Raw genomic sequence first — 13,972 nt, forward strand, 5'->3', positions numbered from 1 at the left:
GTCGACTCCGGGGATCCGCCCTCAGGCGAACGCGCTCATCCCGGTGATGTCGCGCCCGAGCAGCAGGGCCTGAACGCTCTCGGTTCCCTCGTAGGTGTGGATGGCCTCGATGTCGGCCATGTGCTGCATTACGCCGTTCTCGAGCAGGATGCCGTTGCCGCCGAGCAGATCGCGGGCGGTCGAGGCGATGCGGCGCGCGGCACGCGTGTTGTGGAACTTCGCCAGCGAGGCCTGGGTCGGGCGCAGTTCACCGGCGGTCTCGAGGTCTGCCATCCGCCGGCAGTACAGCTGCATGGCGGTGAGGTCTTCGAGCATGTGGGTCAGACGCTCCTGGACCATCTGGAATTTGGCGAGGGGCTTTCCGAACTGCACCCGCTGGGTGGCGTAGGCGAGGGCGGCCTCGTAGCAGGCGGTCGCGTGTCCGAGCGCCGACCAGGCGACACCGGAACGGGTCGCGTACAGCACGATCGAGGCGTCCTTGAAGCTCTTGGTCCCCGGCAGCACCGCATCGAGGGGCACCCGCACGTCGTCGAGCACGATGTGTGCCTGGTGGATCGCGCGCAGCGAGGCCTTTCCGCGGATGACGCTGCCTGTGTAGCCCGGGGTCTCCTGCTCCACGAGGAAGCAGCGCACGGCGCCATGCTCTTCGGCGCCCTCGTCGTCGATGCGCGCCCAGACGAAGGTGATGCCGCCGGAGGCGCCGTTGCCGATCCACTTCTTCGTTCCGCGGAGGATCCAGCCGTCGCCGTCGCGGCGGGCCACGGTCTCCAGCGAGACGGAGTCGGAACCGTGATCGGGCTCGGTCAGGGCGAACGATCCCAGCACCGAGCCGTCGGCGAGGCCCGTCAGCCACTTCTCCTGCTGCGCGGGGGAGCCGAACAGGGCCAGGGTGCGCAGGGCGAGTCCGCCCTGCACCGCGAGGATCGTGCCCAGGGAGCCGTCGCCGCGGGAGATCTCCATGTTCACCAGTCCTGCGGCCAGTGGCGACAGGCTCGTGAGCGACGGGTGCTGCACCCCGTCGACGACGAGGTCCATCTCGCCCATCCGACGCGCGGCATCGAGCGGATACTCCGCACGGTCCCAGGCGTCGGCCATCTGCGGGGCGACCTCGTCGACGTAGGCCTTCGCGCGGTCCCACGCCTCCCGATCGGCGGCGGGGATGTCGGTGAAGACGGCGTAGTAGTCGCTGTCCTGACGTCCGGTGATGTCGTACGACGAGACGCGCTCGCCGGGGAAGGGGGAGGCTGCAGTGCTCATGGGACTCCTTCGTGGCACCAAGTATCGTACTCCTCGATACTCGGTTCCACGACCCGACCGCACGCCGAGCTAGTCGAGCTGTGACTGCAGCCTGCGGCTGACCTCGGCGATCGGCATGGACCGGGGGAACACCGCGACCACCATGTCATCCGGGGCGGTGGCCGCCTCGCCCGCAACCCCGTAGCGACGGCGGACGTCGGCCAGCGCCGTCTGCAGTGTCGCCAGCGGCACCTTCTTGCGGCCACGCAGCAGCTGGCGCAGCACATGGTTGTGCACGGCCGTCACCAAGGCGGCGAAGCCGACCGCGTCCAGGGGATCCACGCCGGGGAGTGCCCCGCGCAGGTAGTCGTCGAACAGTCGCTCGTAGCGGAAGACCGTGATGATCTCGCGCTCGCGCAGCACGGGGACCTGTCGCACGATCTGATAGCGGCGCCTGGCGAGTTCCGGGTCGTGCGCGAAGTGGGCGAAGACCGACTCCGAAGCCGCGCACACCGCGCCCCACGGGTCATCGTGCCCCTCGTCGAGGAACTCCCTGAGCTGTTCCAGAAGCACCTCGTGATCCGCGAAGACCACGTCCTCCTTGCCGCCGAACTGGCGGAAGAAGGTCGAGCGGGAGACGCCGGCGGCCTTGGCGATCTGCTCCACCGACGTCTGGTCGAACCCCTGGGCGCTGAAGAGTTCGAGCGCTGCGGCGACGACGCCGGTGCGCAGTTCTGCGGATTCGTGCATGGCGAAAGCCTAGACCTCGCCGGGCGGAGAAGCCGAGGCGTCGCCGTCATACTGAGGAGCGTGAGAGATGACGGGATTCCGGCCGGCTGGTTCGACACGCGGCGGCGCGGGACGCGGCGCTGGTGGGACGGCACGCGATGGACCTCGCACATCTCGGTGCGCGGGCGCGAGACGACCATGGCCGAGGACAGCGCATCGGTGCGCCGCCAGCTCCTCGTGTGCGAACTGGTGCTCGGTGCCGTCATGATCGGCGCGATCCTCATCGCCCTGTGGGGCTCGTTGCCGGTGGTCGTGGTGCGCCCCGTGATCGTCGCCACGGGCACGGCCCTGGTGGTCATGCCGTTCCTGATCACCCGACAGCTTCGACGGGTCGCCCTCCCCGCGCGTCGAGCCGGAGTGCCGACTCGACGCTGAGCGGTCGAGGTGCCGGGGCCGCAGGAGCGCTCAGTTCGGGGTAGTAGGCTGGGGGACTGGTCGATGTCTCGACATCGAGAGAATTACCAGACAGCAGCCCAGTGAAGGAACCACAGTGGATCTGTACGAGTACCAGGCACGAGACGTTTTCGAAAAGTACGGAGTGCCGGTCCTCGCCGGCATCGTCGCGGACACCCCTGAAGAGGTGAGGGCGGCTGCCGAGAAGATCGGCGGAGTGGTCGTCGTCAAGGCTCAGGTGAAGACCGGCGGCCGTGGAAAGGCGGGCGGCGTCAAGGTCGCCAAGACGCCCGACGAGGCGTACGAAGCAGCGAAGGCCATCCTCGGCCTCGACATCAAGGGCCACATCGTCAAGCGCGTCATGGTCGCGCAGGGTGCGCGCATCGCCGAGGAGTTCTACTTCTCCGTGCTGCTCGACCGCGCCAACCGCTCCTACCTGAGCCTCTGCTCGGTCGAGGGCGGCATGGAGATCGAAGAGCTCGCCGTCGAACGCCCCGAGGCGCTCGCACGCGTCGAGGTCAACCCGCTCACGGGCATCGACAAGGAGAAAGCCGTCGAGATCGCTCGCGCGGCGAACTTCCCCGAAGACCTCATCGAGAAGGTCTCCGATGTCTTCGTGAAGCTCTACGACGTGTACAAGGGCGAGGACGCGACGCTGGTCGAGGTCAACCCGCTGGTGCGCACCGAAGAGGGCGACATCATCGCGCTCGACGGCAAGGTCACGCTCGACGACAACGCCTCCGAGATCCGTCACCCCGAGCACGAAGCGCTCGAGGACAAGGATGCAGCCGACCCGCTCGAGGCCAAGGCCAAGGAGTCGGGCCTCAACTACGTGAAGCTCGACGGCGAGGTCGGGATCATCGGCAACGGCGCGGGTCTGGTCATGTCGACGCTCGACGTGGTCGCCTACGCGGGCGAGAACCACAACGGCGTGAAGCCTGCCAACTTCCTCGACATCGGCGGCGGCGCCTCGGCCGAGGTCATGGCCGCCGGCCTCGACGTCATCCTCGGCGACCCGCAGGTCAAGAGCGTGTTCGTCAACGTCTTCGGCGGCATCACGGCGTGCGACGCCGTCGCCAACGGCATCAAGGGTGCTCTCGAGACGCTGGGCGCCACGGCCTCCAAGCCGCTCGTCGTGCGCCTGGACGGCAACCGCGTCGACGAGGGTCGCGCGATCCTCGCCGAGTACGCACACCCGCTTGTGACCCTGGCCGCCACCATGGACGAGGGCGCCGACAAGGCCGCCGAGCTCGCCAACGCCTGAGACTGAAGGACGAGAAGAATGTCGATCTACCTCAACAAGGACTCCAAGGTCATCGTCCAGGGCATCACCGGCGGTGAGGGCACCAAGCACACCGCACTGATGCTCAAGGCCGGCACCCAGGTCGTCGGTGGCGTCAACGCCCGCAAGGCCGGCACCACGGTCTCGCACACCGACAAGGACGGCAACGCCGTCGAGCTGCCCGTCTTCGCCTCGGTCGCCGAAGCCATGAAGGAGACCGGCGCCGACGTGTCGATCGCTTTCGTGCCCGGTGCGTTCACCAAGGACGCGATGATCGAGGCCATCGACGCCGAGATCCCCCTGCTCGTGGTCATCACCGAGGGCGTGCCCGTCGGCGACTCGGCCGAGGCCTGGGCCTACGCGCAGAGCAAGGGCAACAAGACCCGCATCATCGGCCCGAACTGCCCCGGCATCATCACGCCGGGCGAGGCGCTCGTGGGCATCACGCCCGCGAACATCACGGGCAAGGGACCGATCGGCCTCGTGTCGAAGTCGGGCACCCTGACCTACCAGATGATGTTCGAGCTGCGCGACCTGGGCTTCTCCACCGCCATCGGCATCGGCGGCGACCCGGTCATCGGCACCACGCACATCGACGCGCTCGCGGCGTTCGAGGCCGACCCCGAGACCAAGGCGATCGTGATGATCGGTGAGATCGGTGGCGACGCCGAGGAGCGTGCCGCCGACTACATCAAGGCGAACGTCACGAAGCCGGTCGTCGGCTACGTCGCGGGTTTCACGGCTCCCGAGGGCAAGACCATGGGTCACGCCGGTGCGATCGTCTCCGGTTCGGCCGGCACCGCTCAGGCGAAGAAGGAGGCACTCGAGGCCGCCGGCGTCAAGGTCGGCAAGACGCCGTCCGAGACGGCAGACCTGATGCGCGCGATCATCGAAGCGCTCTGATCTGAGCTACGCTTGATCTGAAGGCCCCGGACTCCACTCCGGGGCCTTCTTTCATGCCCGTTCGGTCGGTCCGGCGGCTCGGCGGCGGGCAGCGAGGATCGCTGCCCTCAGGATGTCGAGCTGTCCGGTGTTCCAGCCCAGCTCACTCAACACGTGGACGTAGATCGCGAGCAGGCTGCGCCGGTTCTCGCCGACGTCGTCGTCGAGCCCGCGATCGGTCAGATTGCTGTCAGCGAGGGCGCTGATGCGTCGACACTCTGCCGTGACGGAGGCGATATCGTCGGTGCGCCGCACTTTCCAGGAGTTGGCGGTGGCCACCGGCAGGCCGATCTCGGCCCGGGGGCGCCCGGTGATCCTCTCGTCGAACCAGACGCCCTCCACGTACGCCGTGTGACGCACGACTCCCAGCAGACTCGGAGCGCCGGGGATCGGCGCGGACCGCGCCTCCTCTTCGGTGAGGCCTTCGAGGCTGGCCAGAATGAGCTCCCGGTACTCGAGGAGGCGCCGGTCGACGTCCCGTCTCAGGTCGAACGGGTGGTCGTCGCGGTGTCGGTGATGCACGGGATCTCCTCAGGGTCGGGACTCCACCCTCGACGCCGGTCGGTGCGCTGCGCCGTCGGCGCGCCGCATCGCACTCAGCTAAGCGGGACCACGGCATCCAGGATGCGCTCGAGTGCCATGTGCGCTTCCGACCGCGCGTCGGCGTCATCGGGGTGCGCGGCGAGCCACAGCGCGAGCTCGTTCATCGCTCCGGAGAGTGCGGCGGTGAGCGGATCCACGAGCGCGGGGGAGACGCCGGCTTCGCGTAGGCCCGTGCGCAGCTCCTGCTCCGGTCCCTCCGCGTCGAGTCGGCGCCACTGCTCCCCGCCGAGCACGGCGGGACCGTCGACGAGCAGCACGCGTGACGCCGCTCCCCGGGTGATCGCGTCGAGGAACGCGTGACTGCCGTCGCGGAGAGCGGCATCCGGAGCACTGTCTTCCGTGGCGTCGCGGATCGCGTCGGCCACGGACTGCTGCTGGGCGGCCGCGACGTCGCGGAAGAGCAGCGGCTTCGACGTGTAGTGGTGGTAGACCGCACCTCGTGTGACTCCGGCAAGGCGGGCGATCTCGTCCACGGATGCGGTGGCGTACCCGTGCGCGGCGAAGTGGGTCGTGGCGGTCTCGAGAATTCGTCGCGCGGTCTCGGCGGCGTCGGCCGCGGATGCTCGGGGCATGACTCTTTCCTTACGTACAGGTTGTATGTATCCTAGTCACGCAGAATACAAACATGCTGTATGTAAAGGAGAGACGAATGCGGATCACGAGCTTCTACCCGGTGCTGATGGTCGAAGACGTCGCAGCGAGCGCGCGGTTCTATCGAGAGGAGTTCGACTTCGAGGTGGTGTTCGAGGCCGACTGGTACGTGAGCCTGCGCTTCGATGGCGGTGAGCTCGCGATCCTCGACCGTTCGCACGAGACCATCCCCAAGGGATTTCGTGAGCCCGTGCGCGGGCTGCTGCTCAACGTCGAGGTGCCGGATGCCGCTGCCGAGCATGCGCGCCTGGTGGGGGAGCGGGGTCTGTCGGAACGGCTGCCGCTCCGCGACGAGGCCTTCGGTCAGCGCCACTTCATCGTCGAGGCGCCCGGCGGTGTGCTGATCGACGTGATCGAGCCGATCGAGCCGTCGCCGGAGTTCGCCGCTGCCTACGCCTGAGCCGCGCGAGGTGGCCGTCTTCGTCAGATGCATGACCTCTCAGCGGATGCATGGCCGCTCGGGGCGTGTGTTCCTGCATCCGGCCGATGCACATGCATGTGACGGCCGCGGCGGCGGAGGTACGGAAGAGGGGCGGATGCCGCAGCACCCGCCCTCTTTCGTGATCTCGGATCGGCGTCAGATCCCGACGCCGAAGAGCGCTTCGATCGGACCTCGGGCGAAGAAGATCAAGAAGCCGGCGCCGACGACCCACAGCAGCGGGCTGATGGACTTGGCTTTGCCGGAGAACGCGTGGATGAGCACCCAGCTGACGAAGCCCGCGCCGATGCCGTTCGCGATCGAGTAGGTCAGCGGCATGACCGAGACGGTGAGGAACACCGGCAGCAGAACGCGGAAATCGCTGAAGTCGATGTAGCGGATCTGCGCCATCATCATCGCACCGACGATGATCAGCGCGGCAGCGGCGATCTCGGTCGGGACGATCGACGTCAGCGGGGTCAGGAACATCGCGATCAGGAACACGACGCCGGTGACCACGTTCGCGAGTCCGGTGCGCGCACCCTCGCCGATACCGGCGCCCGACTCGATGAAGACCGTGCTCGAAGACGAGGAGGTCGCGCCACCGGCGATCGCGCCGACACCCTCGACGACCAGCGCCGACTTGATGCGGGGGAAGTCGCCGTTGTCGTCGGCGAGGTTCGCCTCCTTCGCGAGGCCCGTCATGGTGCCCATGGCGTCGAAGAAGTTCGTGAAGAGCAGCGTGAAGACGATCATCACGATCGCGACGAGGCTGACCTTGCTCAGGTCGAAGCTGAAGTCGACGGCGCCGATCAGGCTGAGGTCGGGCACACCCACGGGGGAGCCGTCGAGCGCGGGAACCGTGAGCCCCCAGCCGCCCGGGTTGACCACGTTGCCCTCGTCGTCGAAGCCGCGGGCCCCGATGTGCCAGATCGCCTCGACGATGACCGCGAGCACGGTCCCGCCGATGAGTCCGATCAGCATGCCGCCCTTGATCTTGAGGGCGACGAGGATGCCGGTGAGGAGGAGGGTGATGACGAACAGCAGGGTCGGAACGGTCGCGACCGATCCGTTCACGCCGAGGCCGACCGGAGGAGACGAGGCGCCGGTCGCCGTGACGAAGCCGGAGTTGACGAAGCCGATGAACGCGATGAAGAGGCCGATACCGACCGTGATCGCGATCTTCAGCTGGAACGGCACCGCGTCGAAGATCGCCTTCCGCAGCCCGGTGGCGGCGAGCAGCACGATGACGACACCGTTGATCATCACCAGCGCCATGGCCTCGGGCCAGGTCACCTGGCCGACGACCGAGAACGCGACGAAGGCGTTGATGCCGAGGCCGGCGGCGAAACCGAACGGGAGGCGCGTGACCAGTCCGAACAGGATCGTCATCACACCGGCGGTCAGCGCGGTGGCGGCGCCCACGGCGTTGAAGCTGAGCATGTCTCCGGCGACATCGGGCTTGCCGGAGAGGATGATCGGGTTCAGGATCACGATGTAGGCCATCGTGACGAATGTCACCAGACCCCCTCGGATCTCGGTGCCGATCGTGGATCCGCGCTTGCTGATCTCGAAGAAGCGGTCCAGGGAGTTCTTGGGTTCGGTGGATGCCGGGGCGGGCGGGGCAGTTGTCATCGGGAAACCTCCGGAGAAACGCTATCGTGTCGCCGACCCCACGCGCGCCCCCAGGCCTTCGTCGGCAACTCGTCGTAGTCTCGAAACGCTATGCAACGCCTCCTCGTCGCGCTCCTCGCCGCCTTCGACGCCGCCATCGCTGCGGCCGTCGGTCTCGTCGTGCTGCTCGCGCCGCTGACGCTGCTGTGGACGCTCGCCTTCGGGGTCACGGCCGACTGGGGCGCGCTCTGGCCGCTCACCGGCACGCTCTGGGAGTTCGGCCACGGCGTGCCCCTCGAGGTCACGATCCCGGACGAGCTGCTGGTCGCTCTCGCGATCCCCCCGCAGGCGGCCTCGTTCGCGGTCTCGATCACTCCACTGGCGTTCCTGCTCTTCACCCTGCTTTTCGCCGCCCGCTCGGGTGCCAGGGCCGCGGCAGCCGGAACGTGGCTGCTCGGCTCAGTGTCAGGGACGGTGGTGTTTGCCGCCATCTCCACCGGCGTCGCTTTGACCGCGCGACTGGATGCCGTGCAGACCCCTCTGGCCCTCGCGATCGGGCTCCCCACCGCCGTCTACCTCGTCGGTGCGGTGTGCGGGGCTGTCCGGGTCGCATGGGAAGAGGGGGATGGCGGAGTCCTCGACCGTCTGCACGACCGCATCGACGCCCGCGAGGATTGGGCGCCCGTCCCCGTCGCGATCGTGCGCGGCACAGCCTTCACCCTGGTCGGCGTGATCGGAGCGGCCGCTCTGGCCCTCGCCGTCATGACGCTGTTCCGCGGTGGCGAGGTCGTGGCGCTGTTCCAGGCTGCCCGTGTCGATGCGCTCGGCGCGACCGTGATGACGCTGGCGCAGCTCGTGTATCTCCCGACCCTGATCGTGTGGGCGGCGTCCTGGCTCGCCGGCCCCGGCTTCGGCGTCGGCGTCGGAACCGCGGTCTCGCCCGCCGGTACGCAGTTGGGAGTCGTTCCGGGCATCCCGGTGTTCGGGCTGCTGCCCGAGAACAGTTCGATGTGGATGCTGATCGTGGTGCTCGTCCCGATCGCCGCCGGTGCTTTCGCCGGCTGGGCGGTGCGTTCGCGCCTCGTCTGGGAGGGCACGCCGTTGGGGACGATGCAGCGGGCGGCGATCGCGGTGGGGATCGCCGTCGTCAGCGCAGGGGTCGCGGGCCTCGCCGCGGTGCTCGCGAACGGCTCGATGGGTCCGGGAAAGCTCGCCGATGTCGGTCCCGCGGCTCTTCCGTTCATGCTGGCCCTCGGACTGGAGGTGCTCGTCGGCGCCGCGATCCTGCTGTTGTCACCGCGTCACCGCGATGAGCTGGCCGAGGAGCGTACGGACCGCTGGATCGCCGAGATGACCGAGTTCGACCCGAGCCTCGCATCGGCGCGGACAGCGCCCGGTATCCCCTTCTCCGAGACGCCGACGTTCGACGACACGGCGCCCCTGGACGATGTCCGCGGCTTCGCCCCGCCGCGTCACGAGCGCGATTGACGTCCACCGCCCGTGAGCGGAAGCCGGGCGGAAGAGGGCTTCGCGCCCCGGTAGACTGGGCGCGTGCTCACGGTCGCCGTTCTCATCTCGGGCACCGGCTCGAATCTTCGCGCCCTCCTCGAGGCCGCTCGTCACCCCGATTTCCCCGCCAGGGTGATCGTCGTCGGTGCTGACCGTGAGGCGGACGGACTCGCCCACGCCGAGGAATTCGGCATCCCCAGCTTCACCGTGCCCTGGCATGAGCACGAGAGCCGCGAAGCCTGGGGGGAGGAGGTCGCCCGCCAGCTCGCCGTCTGGGCCCCCGATCTCGTGGTGCTCAGCGGCCTCATGCGTCTGCTTCCTCCGTCGCTCGTCGCGCAGTACTCGCCACGCCTCATCAACACCCACCCCGCGTACCTTCCCGAGTTCCCCGGGGCACACGGCGTCCGTGACGCCCTCGCCTCCGGCGCGGCCGAGACCGGTGCCAGCGTGATCGTGGTCGACGACGGTGTCGACACCGGGCCGATCCTGGCGCAGGAACGTGTCGCGATCCTCGAGGGCGACACCGAGTACAGCCTGCACGAACGGATCAAACCCGTCGAACGTCGACTCCTCATCGACGTCGTCCGCGGGATCGCCACCGGCGCGCTCGTCCTCGACCCCTCTTCCTGACCCCCTCCACCCGACGCCCCCCGCACGAAGGAGCCCATCATGGCCGGCCCCCGCCACGACCCCACGCTCTACCGCGATCGCGACACCGTGCCGATCCGGCGCGCTCTCGTCTCGGTGAGCGACAAGACCGATCTCCTGGTCCTCGCCGAGGCTCTCGCCGACGCGGGCGTCGAGATCGTCTCGACCGGCTCGACGGCATCGACCATCCGCGATGCGGGTTTCCCCGTCACCGACGTCGCCTCCGTCACGGGGGTCGCCGAGATGCTCGACGGTCGCGTCAAGACGCTGCACCCGAAGATCCACGGCGGTCTGCTCGCCGATCTGCGCCTCGAGGATCACGAGCGCCAGCTCGCCGAACTCGACATCACCCCGTTCGAGCTCGTCGTCGTGAATCTCTACCCCTTCGTCGAGACCGTCGCCTCGGGCGCCGTCGGCGATGATGTCGTCGAGCAGATCGACATCGGCGGGCCCGCGATGGTGCGTGCCGCCGCGAAGAATCATGCCAACGTGGCGATCGTGGTCTCACCGCAGTCGTACCCCGGCATCATCTCGGCCCTCGCCGACGGTGGCACATCGGTGTCGCAGCGCCGCGAACTGGCCGCCCGCGCCTTCGCGCACACGGCGGCCTACGACACGGCGGTCGCGTCGTGGTTCGCCGAGGGGACGCTGCAGGATGACGGCGACCTCCCGACCCACCTGACGATCCAGGCCGAGCGCCTTGCCACGCTCCGCTACGGCGAGAACTCGCACCAGCGCGGCGCGATCTACACCCGTGCCGGTGGCCACGGCATCGCCCAGGCGACGCAGCTGCAGGGCAAGGAGATGTCGTACAACAACTACGTCGACGCCGACGCCGCGCTGCGTGCCGCCTACGACATGGTCAAGCCGGCGGTCGCGATCATCAAGCACGCCAATCCGTGCGGCATCGCGACCACCGCGCCGAACGCTCTCGACCCGATCGCCAGCGCCCACCTGCGCGCGCACGAGTGCGACCCGGTCTCCGCATACGGCGGGGTGATCGCGGCCAACGGTACGGTTACCCTCAAGATGGCCGAGAACCTCAAGGACATCTTCACCGAGGTCATCGTCGCGCCGTCGTTCGAGCCGGCCGCGCTCGAGGTGTTCAAGGCGAAGAAGAACCTGCGTCTGCTGCAGCTGCCCGAGGACTGGCAGCAGGAGCGCATGGATGTGCGTCTCGTCTCCGGTGGACTGCTGCTGCAGGACGCCGACCGCTTCCCCGACGACATCGTCTCCGTCGCGAAGAACTGGGAGCTCGTCTCCGGCGAGCGTCCGAGCGACGAGGAGATGGAGAACCTCATCTTCGCGTGGAAGGCGTGCCGCGCGGTGAAGTCGAACGCGATCGTGCTCGCGAAGGACAACGCCACGGTCGGCGTCGGCATGGGCCAGGTCAACCGTGTCGACTCGTGCCGGCTGGCGGTCGAGCGCGCAGGCGACCGCGCCGCCGGATCGGTCGCGTCTTCCGATGCGTTCTTCCCCTTCGCGGACGGCGCCCAGGTCCTGATCGACGCCGGAGTCACGGCGATCGTGCAGCCGGGCGGATCCGTGCGTGATGAGGAGGTCGTCGACGCGGCTCGCAAGGCCGGCGTCACGATGTTCTTCACAGGGGAGCGCCACTTCTTCCACTGAGTGCTCTCCGCGCTCGCACCTCGAGACCCACTCTCCACGTCGAGACCCGCACGCGCCGCTCCGGCGACGTGGGGGTGGACGAGGCGGGTGGGTCTCGGCGTTCCCGACTCGACAGCCGTGTCCGATTTCCGCCAGTCGGCGTCGAGGGAGCGTGACAGAGTGGAGGCATGAGCTTCCCCCTGACCGACTTCGACGAGCGCTACCGCGCGATCAGCGCGCGCGACACCCGCTTCGACGGGCAGTTCGTGACCGCCGTCCGCTCGACCGGGATCTACTGTCGTCCGAGCTGCCCCGCCCGCACGCCCAAGCCGCAGAACGTCACCTTCTATCCGACGAGCGCCGCGGCTCACGAGGCCGGGTATCGGGCGTGCAAGCGATGCCTGCCCGAGGCGGCGCCCGGTTCTCCCGCGTGGGACATCCGCGGTGACACCGCCGCGCGGGCGATGCGCCTGATCTCGGATGGCGTGGTGGAGCGCGAGGGCGTTCCCGGGCTGGCTGCGCGCCTCGGATACTCCAGCCGGCACCTCACGCGGCTGCTGACCACCGAACTCGGCGCCGGGCCGCTCGCACTGGCGCGAGCACACAGGGCGCACACCGCGCGCATGCTCCTCGTCGGCACCGACATGCCGATTTCCGATGTCGCGTTCTCCGCCGGATTCGCCAGCATCCGACAATGCAACGACACGATCCGCGAGGTCTTCGGACTCACCCCGGGCGAGCTCAGGGCCCGACGAAGGCTTCCGGCGTCCGCGGTTCCCGGCGCGATCGACCTCGTGCTGCCCTACCGCGGCCCGCTCGACGCGAGCGGCATCTTCGCCTGGATGGCGGCACGCGCCGTTCCCGGTATCGAGGAGACGACGTCGACGTCGTTCTCCCGGCATCTGCGGATGTCGGGAGGACCCGCATGGTTCGACGTGCGTCAGGACGATGCGTCTCGTCTGCACCTGCGCGCCCGGGTCGCGCGGCTGGGAGACCTGGCCCCGCTCGTGTCGATCGTGCGGCGCATCTTCGACCTCGATGCCGATCCGCAGGCGATCGACGAGGCGCTCTCCGCGCACACCGAACTCGCCCCGCTCGTCGCGCGCACCCCCGGCATCCGGGTGCCGGGTTCGGCCGATCCGCATGAGATGCTCATCCGCGCCATGGTCGGTCAGCAGATCACCGTGGTCGCCGCCCGGACCGCGCTCACAGCGCTCGCCGAGGCGTTGGGGGAGCGCACCGAGAACGGGCTGCTCTTCCCGACGATGACCGCGATCGCCGCCCACGGAGCCGAGGTGCTGCGAGGGCCGGCCGCCCGCATCCGCGCCATCACCGGCGCTGCGGCCGCTCTCGCCGACGGCTCCCTGACGCTCACGGTCGGAGACGACGGTGTCGACCAGCGCGCTGCTCTGCTCGCGATGCCGGGAATCGGACCCTGGACAGCCGACTACGTGCGCATGCGTGTGCTCGGCGATCCCGATGTGCTGCTCCCGGGAGACGTCGCGCTGCGCGCCGGCGCTGCGGCCTCCGGCCTGCCGGGCGAACCACGTGCGCTCACCGCCTGGGCCGAGCGCACCGCCCCCTGGCGGAGCTATCTCAGCGCGCACCTGTGGCGCGCAGCACCTGTACGCCCCGTGGGTCCTCGACGCGCCTCGGCTGCGGCACGTCCCACCCCCGCGGAAGACACGACGACGAAGGAGACCTCATGACCGCCCTCATCCAGACCATCGAGACGCCGGACGGCGCGTTCACGATCCTTGCCGACGACCGGCAGCGCGTACTGTCTTCCGGATGGACCTCAGACGTCGAGGCGATCCTCGGCAGGCTGTCCGCGGCGCACCGACCGGAAGATCTCCGAGACGGTGAGACCGAGGCCGCCGAGGCAGCGCTCGCTTACTACGCCGGCGACCTCTCCGCGATCGACGATGTCGCCGTGAAGCAGACCGGAACAGTCCTCCAACTCGCCGGCTGGTCGGCGCTGCGGTCGATCGAGCCGGGCGAGCCTCTGACGTACACCGGTTTCGCGACGCGGCTCGACAATCCCCGCGCCGTGCGAGCGGCGGCATCCATCTGCGCGCGCAACGCACCGGCGCTGTTCGTCCCGTGCCACAGGGTGTTGCGCACCGACGGCACCCTCGGCGGATTCGCCTGGGGGATCGATGTCAAGGAGAGCCTGCTCGCGCGCGAGAGTCGCGCGGGTTGAGTCGCCGGCACCACGACGGGCGGTCGACATGGTGCCCGTCGACGAAGCATCCCGACCGACGCGGCCATAGGCTCGT

General features: G+C 68.9%; 14 protein-coding genes. 9 read left to right on the forward strand and 5 right to left on the reverse strand.

Translation table 11 applies throughout. The annotated features are described in order from the left end of the window. Window positions 1-21: 21 nt before the first annotated feature. Entirely contained in the window at window positions 22-1,257 is a 1,236-nt protein-coding gene (locus ABDC25_RS04820) for an acyl-CoA dehydrogenase family protein (protein ID WP_347125097.1), read from the reverse strand. A gap of 69 nt (window positions 1,258-1,326) precedes the next feature. Further along, window positions 1,327-1,986 (reverse strand): TetR family transcriptional regulator, encoded by a 660-nt coding sequence (locus ABDC25_RS04825; protein WP_029258576.1) that lies wholly within the window; start codon window positions 1,984-1,986, stop codon window positions 1,327-1,329. A 60-nt stretch (window positions 1,987-2,046) separates the two neighbouring features. Between ABDC25_RS04825 and ABDC25_RS04830 the strand changes: the two genes are divergently transcribed. From ABDC25_RS04830 to sucD, 3 genes are all read left to right on the forward strand, one after another. Then, entirely contained in the window at window positions 2,047-2,400 is a 354-nt protein-coding gene (locus ABDC25_RS04830; RefSeq protein ID WP_347125099.1) for a DUF2510 domain-containing protein, read from the forward strand. Between the two features lie 115 nt (window positions 2,401-2,515). Continuing rightward, on the forward strand, window positions 2,516-3,682 hold the full coding sequence (gene sucC, locus ABDC25_RS04835; protein ID WP_021198864.1) for an ADP-forming succinate--CoA ligase subunit beta: 1,167 nt from the start codon (window positions 2,516-2,518) through the stop codon (window positions 3,680-3,682). Window positions 3,683-3,700: 18 nt separating this feature from the next. Further along, window positions 3,701-4,603 carry a succinate--CoA ligase subunit alpha gene (sucD, locus tag ABDC25_RS04840; RefSeq protein WP_021198863.1) on the forward strand — a complete coding sequence of 301 codons (903 nt, stop codon included), beginning with the start codon at window positions 3,701-3,703 and terminating at the stop codon, window positions 4,601-4,603. 51 nt (window positions 4,604-4,654) lie between these two features. On the opposite strand, the gene ABDC25_RS04845 is transcribed toward sucD, so the two are convergent. Both ABDC25_RS04845 and ABDC25_RS04850 read right to left on the reverse strand, forming a co-directional pair. After that, entirely contained in the window at window positions 4,655-5,164 is a 510-nt protein-coding gene (locus ABDC25_RS04845) for a DUF664 domain-containing protein (RefSeq protein WP_347125102.1), read from the reverse strand. A gap of 74 nt (window positions 5,165-5,238) precedes the next feature. Then, on the reverse strand, window positions 5,239-5,817 hold the full coding sequence (locus tag ABDC25_RS04850) for a TetR family transcriptional regulator (RefSeq protein WP_347125104.1): 579 nt from the start codon (window positions 5,815-5,817) through the stop codon (window positions 5,239-5,241). A 77-nt stretch (window positions 5,818-5,894) separates the two neighbouring features. Here ABDC25_RS04850 and ABDC25_RS04855 point away from each other — a divergent pair, with 77 nt between their 5' ends. Next, complete coding sequence (locus ABDC25_RS04855) at window positions 5,895-6,296, forward strand: VOC family protein (RefSeq protein ID WP_021198860.1); 402 nt, start codon at window positions 5,895-5,897, stop codon at window positions 6,294-6,296. Between the two features lie 177 nt (window positions 6,297-6,473). Here ABDC25_RS04855 and ABDC25_RS04860 read toward each other — a convergent pair whose 3' ends face one another. Continuing rightward, entirely contained in the window at window positions 6,474-7,949 is a 1,476-nt protein-coding gene (locus ABDC25_RS04860) for an NCS2 family permease (RefSeq protein WP_021198859.1), read from the reverse strand. 90 nt (window positions 7,950-8,039) lie between these two features. On the opposite strand from ABDC25_RS04860, the gene ABDC25_RS04865 reads away from it, so the two are divergent. From ABDC25_RS04865 to ABDC25_RS04885, 5 genes are all read left to right on the forward strand, one after another. Continuing rightward, the gene (locus tag ABDC25_RS04865) at window positions 8,040-9,416 is read left to right on the forward strand and encodes a DUF6350 family protein (protein WP_347125106.1); all 1,377 of its coding nucleotides are present in this window, start codon (window positions 8,040-8,042) and stop codon (window positions 9,414-9,416) included. 63 nt (window positions 9,417-9,479) lie between these two features. Then, window positions 9,480-10,067: a phosphoribosylglycinamide formyltransferase gene (purN, locus tag ABDC25_RS04870; protein WP_347125108.1), complete on the forward strand. Its 588-nt coding sequence runs from the start codon at window positions 9,480-9,482 to the stop codon at window positions 10,065-10,067. Window positions 10,068-10,106: 39 nt separating this feature from the next. Further along, a complete protein-coding gene (gene purH / locus ABDC25_RS04875; protein WP_029258569.1) occupies window positions 10,107-11,714 on the forward strand; it encodes a bifunctional phosphoribosylaminoimidazolecarboxamide formyltransferase/IMP cyclohydrolase in 1,608 nt (535 codons plus the stop codon). A 167-nt stretch (window positions 11,715-11,881) separates the two neighbouring features. Continuing rightward, window positions 11,882-13,402 (forward strand): AlkA N-terminal domain-containing protein, encoded by a 1,521-nt coding sequence (locus ABDC25_RS04880; protein WP_347125111.1) that lies wholly within the window; start codon window positions 11,882-11,884, stop codon window positions 13,400-13,402. Further along, window positions 13,399-13,896 (forward strand): methylated-DNA--[protein]-cysteine S-methyltransferase, encoded by a 498-nt coding sequence (locus ABDC25_RS04885; protein ID WP_021198854.1) that lies wholly within the window; start codon window positions 13,399-13,401, stop codon window positions 13,894-13,896. The genes ABDC25_RS04880 and ABDC25_RS04885 overlap by 4 nt, the downstream gene beginning before the upstream one ends. Window positions 13,897-13,972: the final 76 nt, after the last annotated feature.

This window comes from Microbacterium sp. SY138, from assembly GCF_039729145.1.
Taxonomy (GTDB): Bacteria; Actinomycetota; Actinomycetes; order Actinomycetales; family Microbacteriaceae; genus Microbacterium; species Microbacterium maritypicum_A.

Bases quoted from the DNA above. Each gene is read 5' to 3' on its own strand.
- ABDC25_RS04820 (WP_347125097.1), bottom strand. From the start codon at position 1,257: ATGAGCACTGCAGCCTCCCCCTTCCCCGGCGAGCGCGTCTCGTCGTAC.
- ABDC25_RS04825 (WP_029258576.1), bottom strand. From the start codon at position 1,986: ATGCACGAATCCGCAGAACTGCGCACCGGCGTCGTCGCCGCAGCGCTC.
- sucD (WP_021198863.1), top strand. From the start codon at position 3,701: ATGTCGATCTACCTCAACAAGGACTCCAAGGTCATCGTCCAGGGCATC.
- ABDC25_RS04850 (WP_347125104.1), bottom strand. From the start codon at position 5,817: ATGCCCCGAGCATCCGCGGCCGACGCCGCCGAGACCGCGCGACGAATT.
- ABDC25_RS04855 (WP_021198860.1), top strand. From the start codon at position 5,895: ATGCGGATCACGAGCTTCTACCCGGTGCTGATGGTCGAAGACGTCGCA.
- ABDC25_RS04860 (WP_021198859.1), bottom strand. From the start codon at position 7,949: ATGACAACTGCCCCGCCCGCCCCGGCATCCACCGAACCCAAGAACTCC.
- ABDC25_RS04865 (WP_347125106.1), top strand. From the start codon at position 8,040: ATGCAACGCCTCCTCGTCGCGCTCCTCGCCGCCTTCGACGCCGCCATC.
- purH (WP_029258569.1), top strand. From the start codon at position 10,107: ATGGCCGGCCCCCGCCACGACCCCACGCTCTACCGCGATCGCGACACC.
- ABDC25_RS04880 (WP_347125111.1), top strand. From the start codon at position 11,882: ATGAGCTTCCCCCTGACCGACTTCGACGAGCGCTACCGCGCGATCAGC.
- ABDC25_RS04885 (WP_021198854.1), top strand. From the start codon at position 13,399: ATGACCGCCCTCATCCAGACCATCGAGACGCCGGACGGCGCGTTCACG.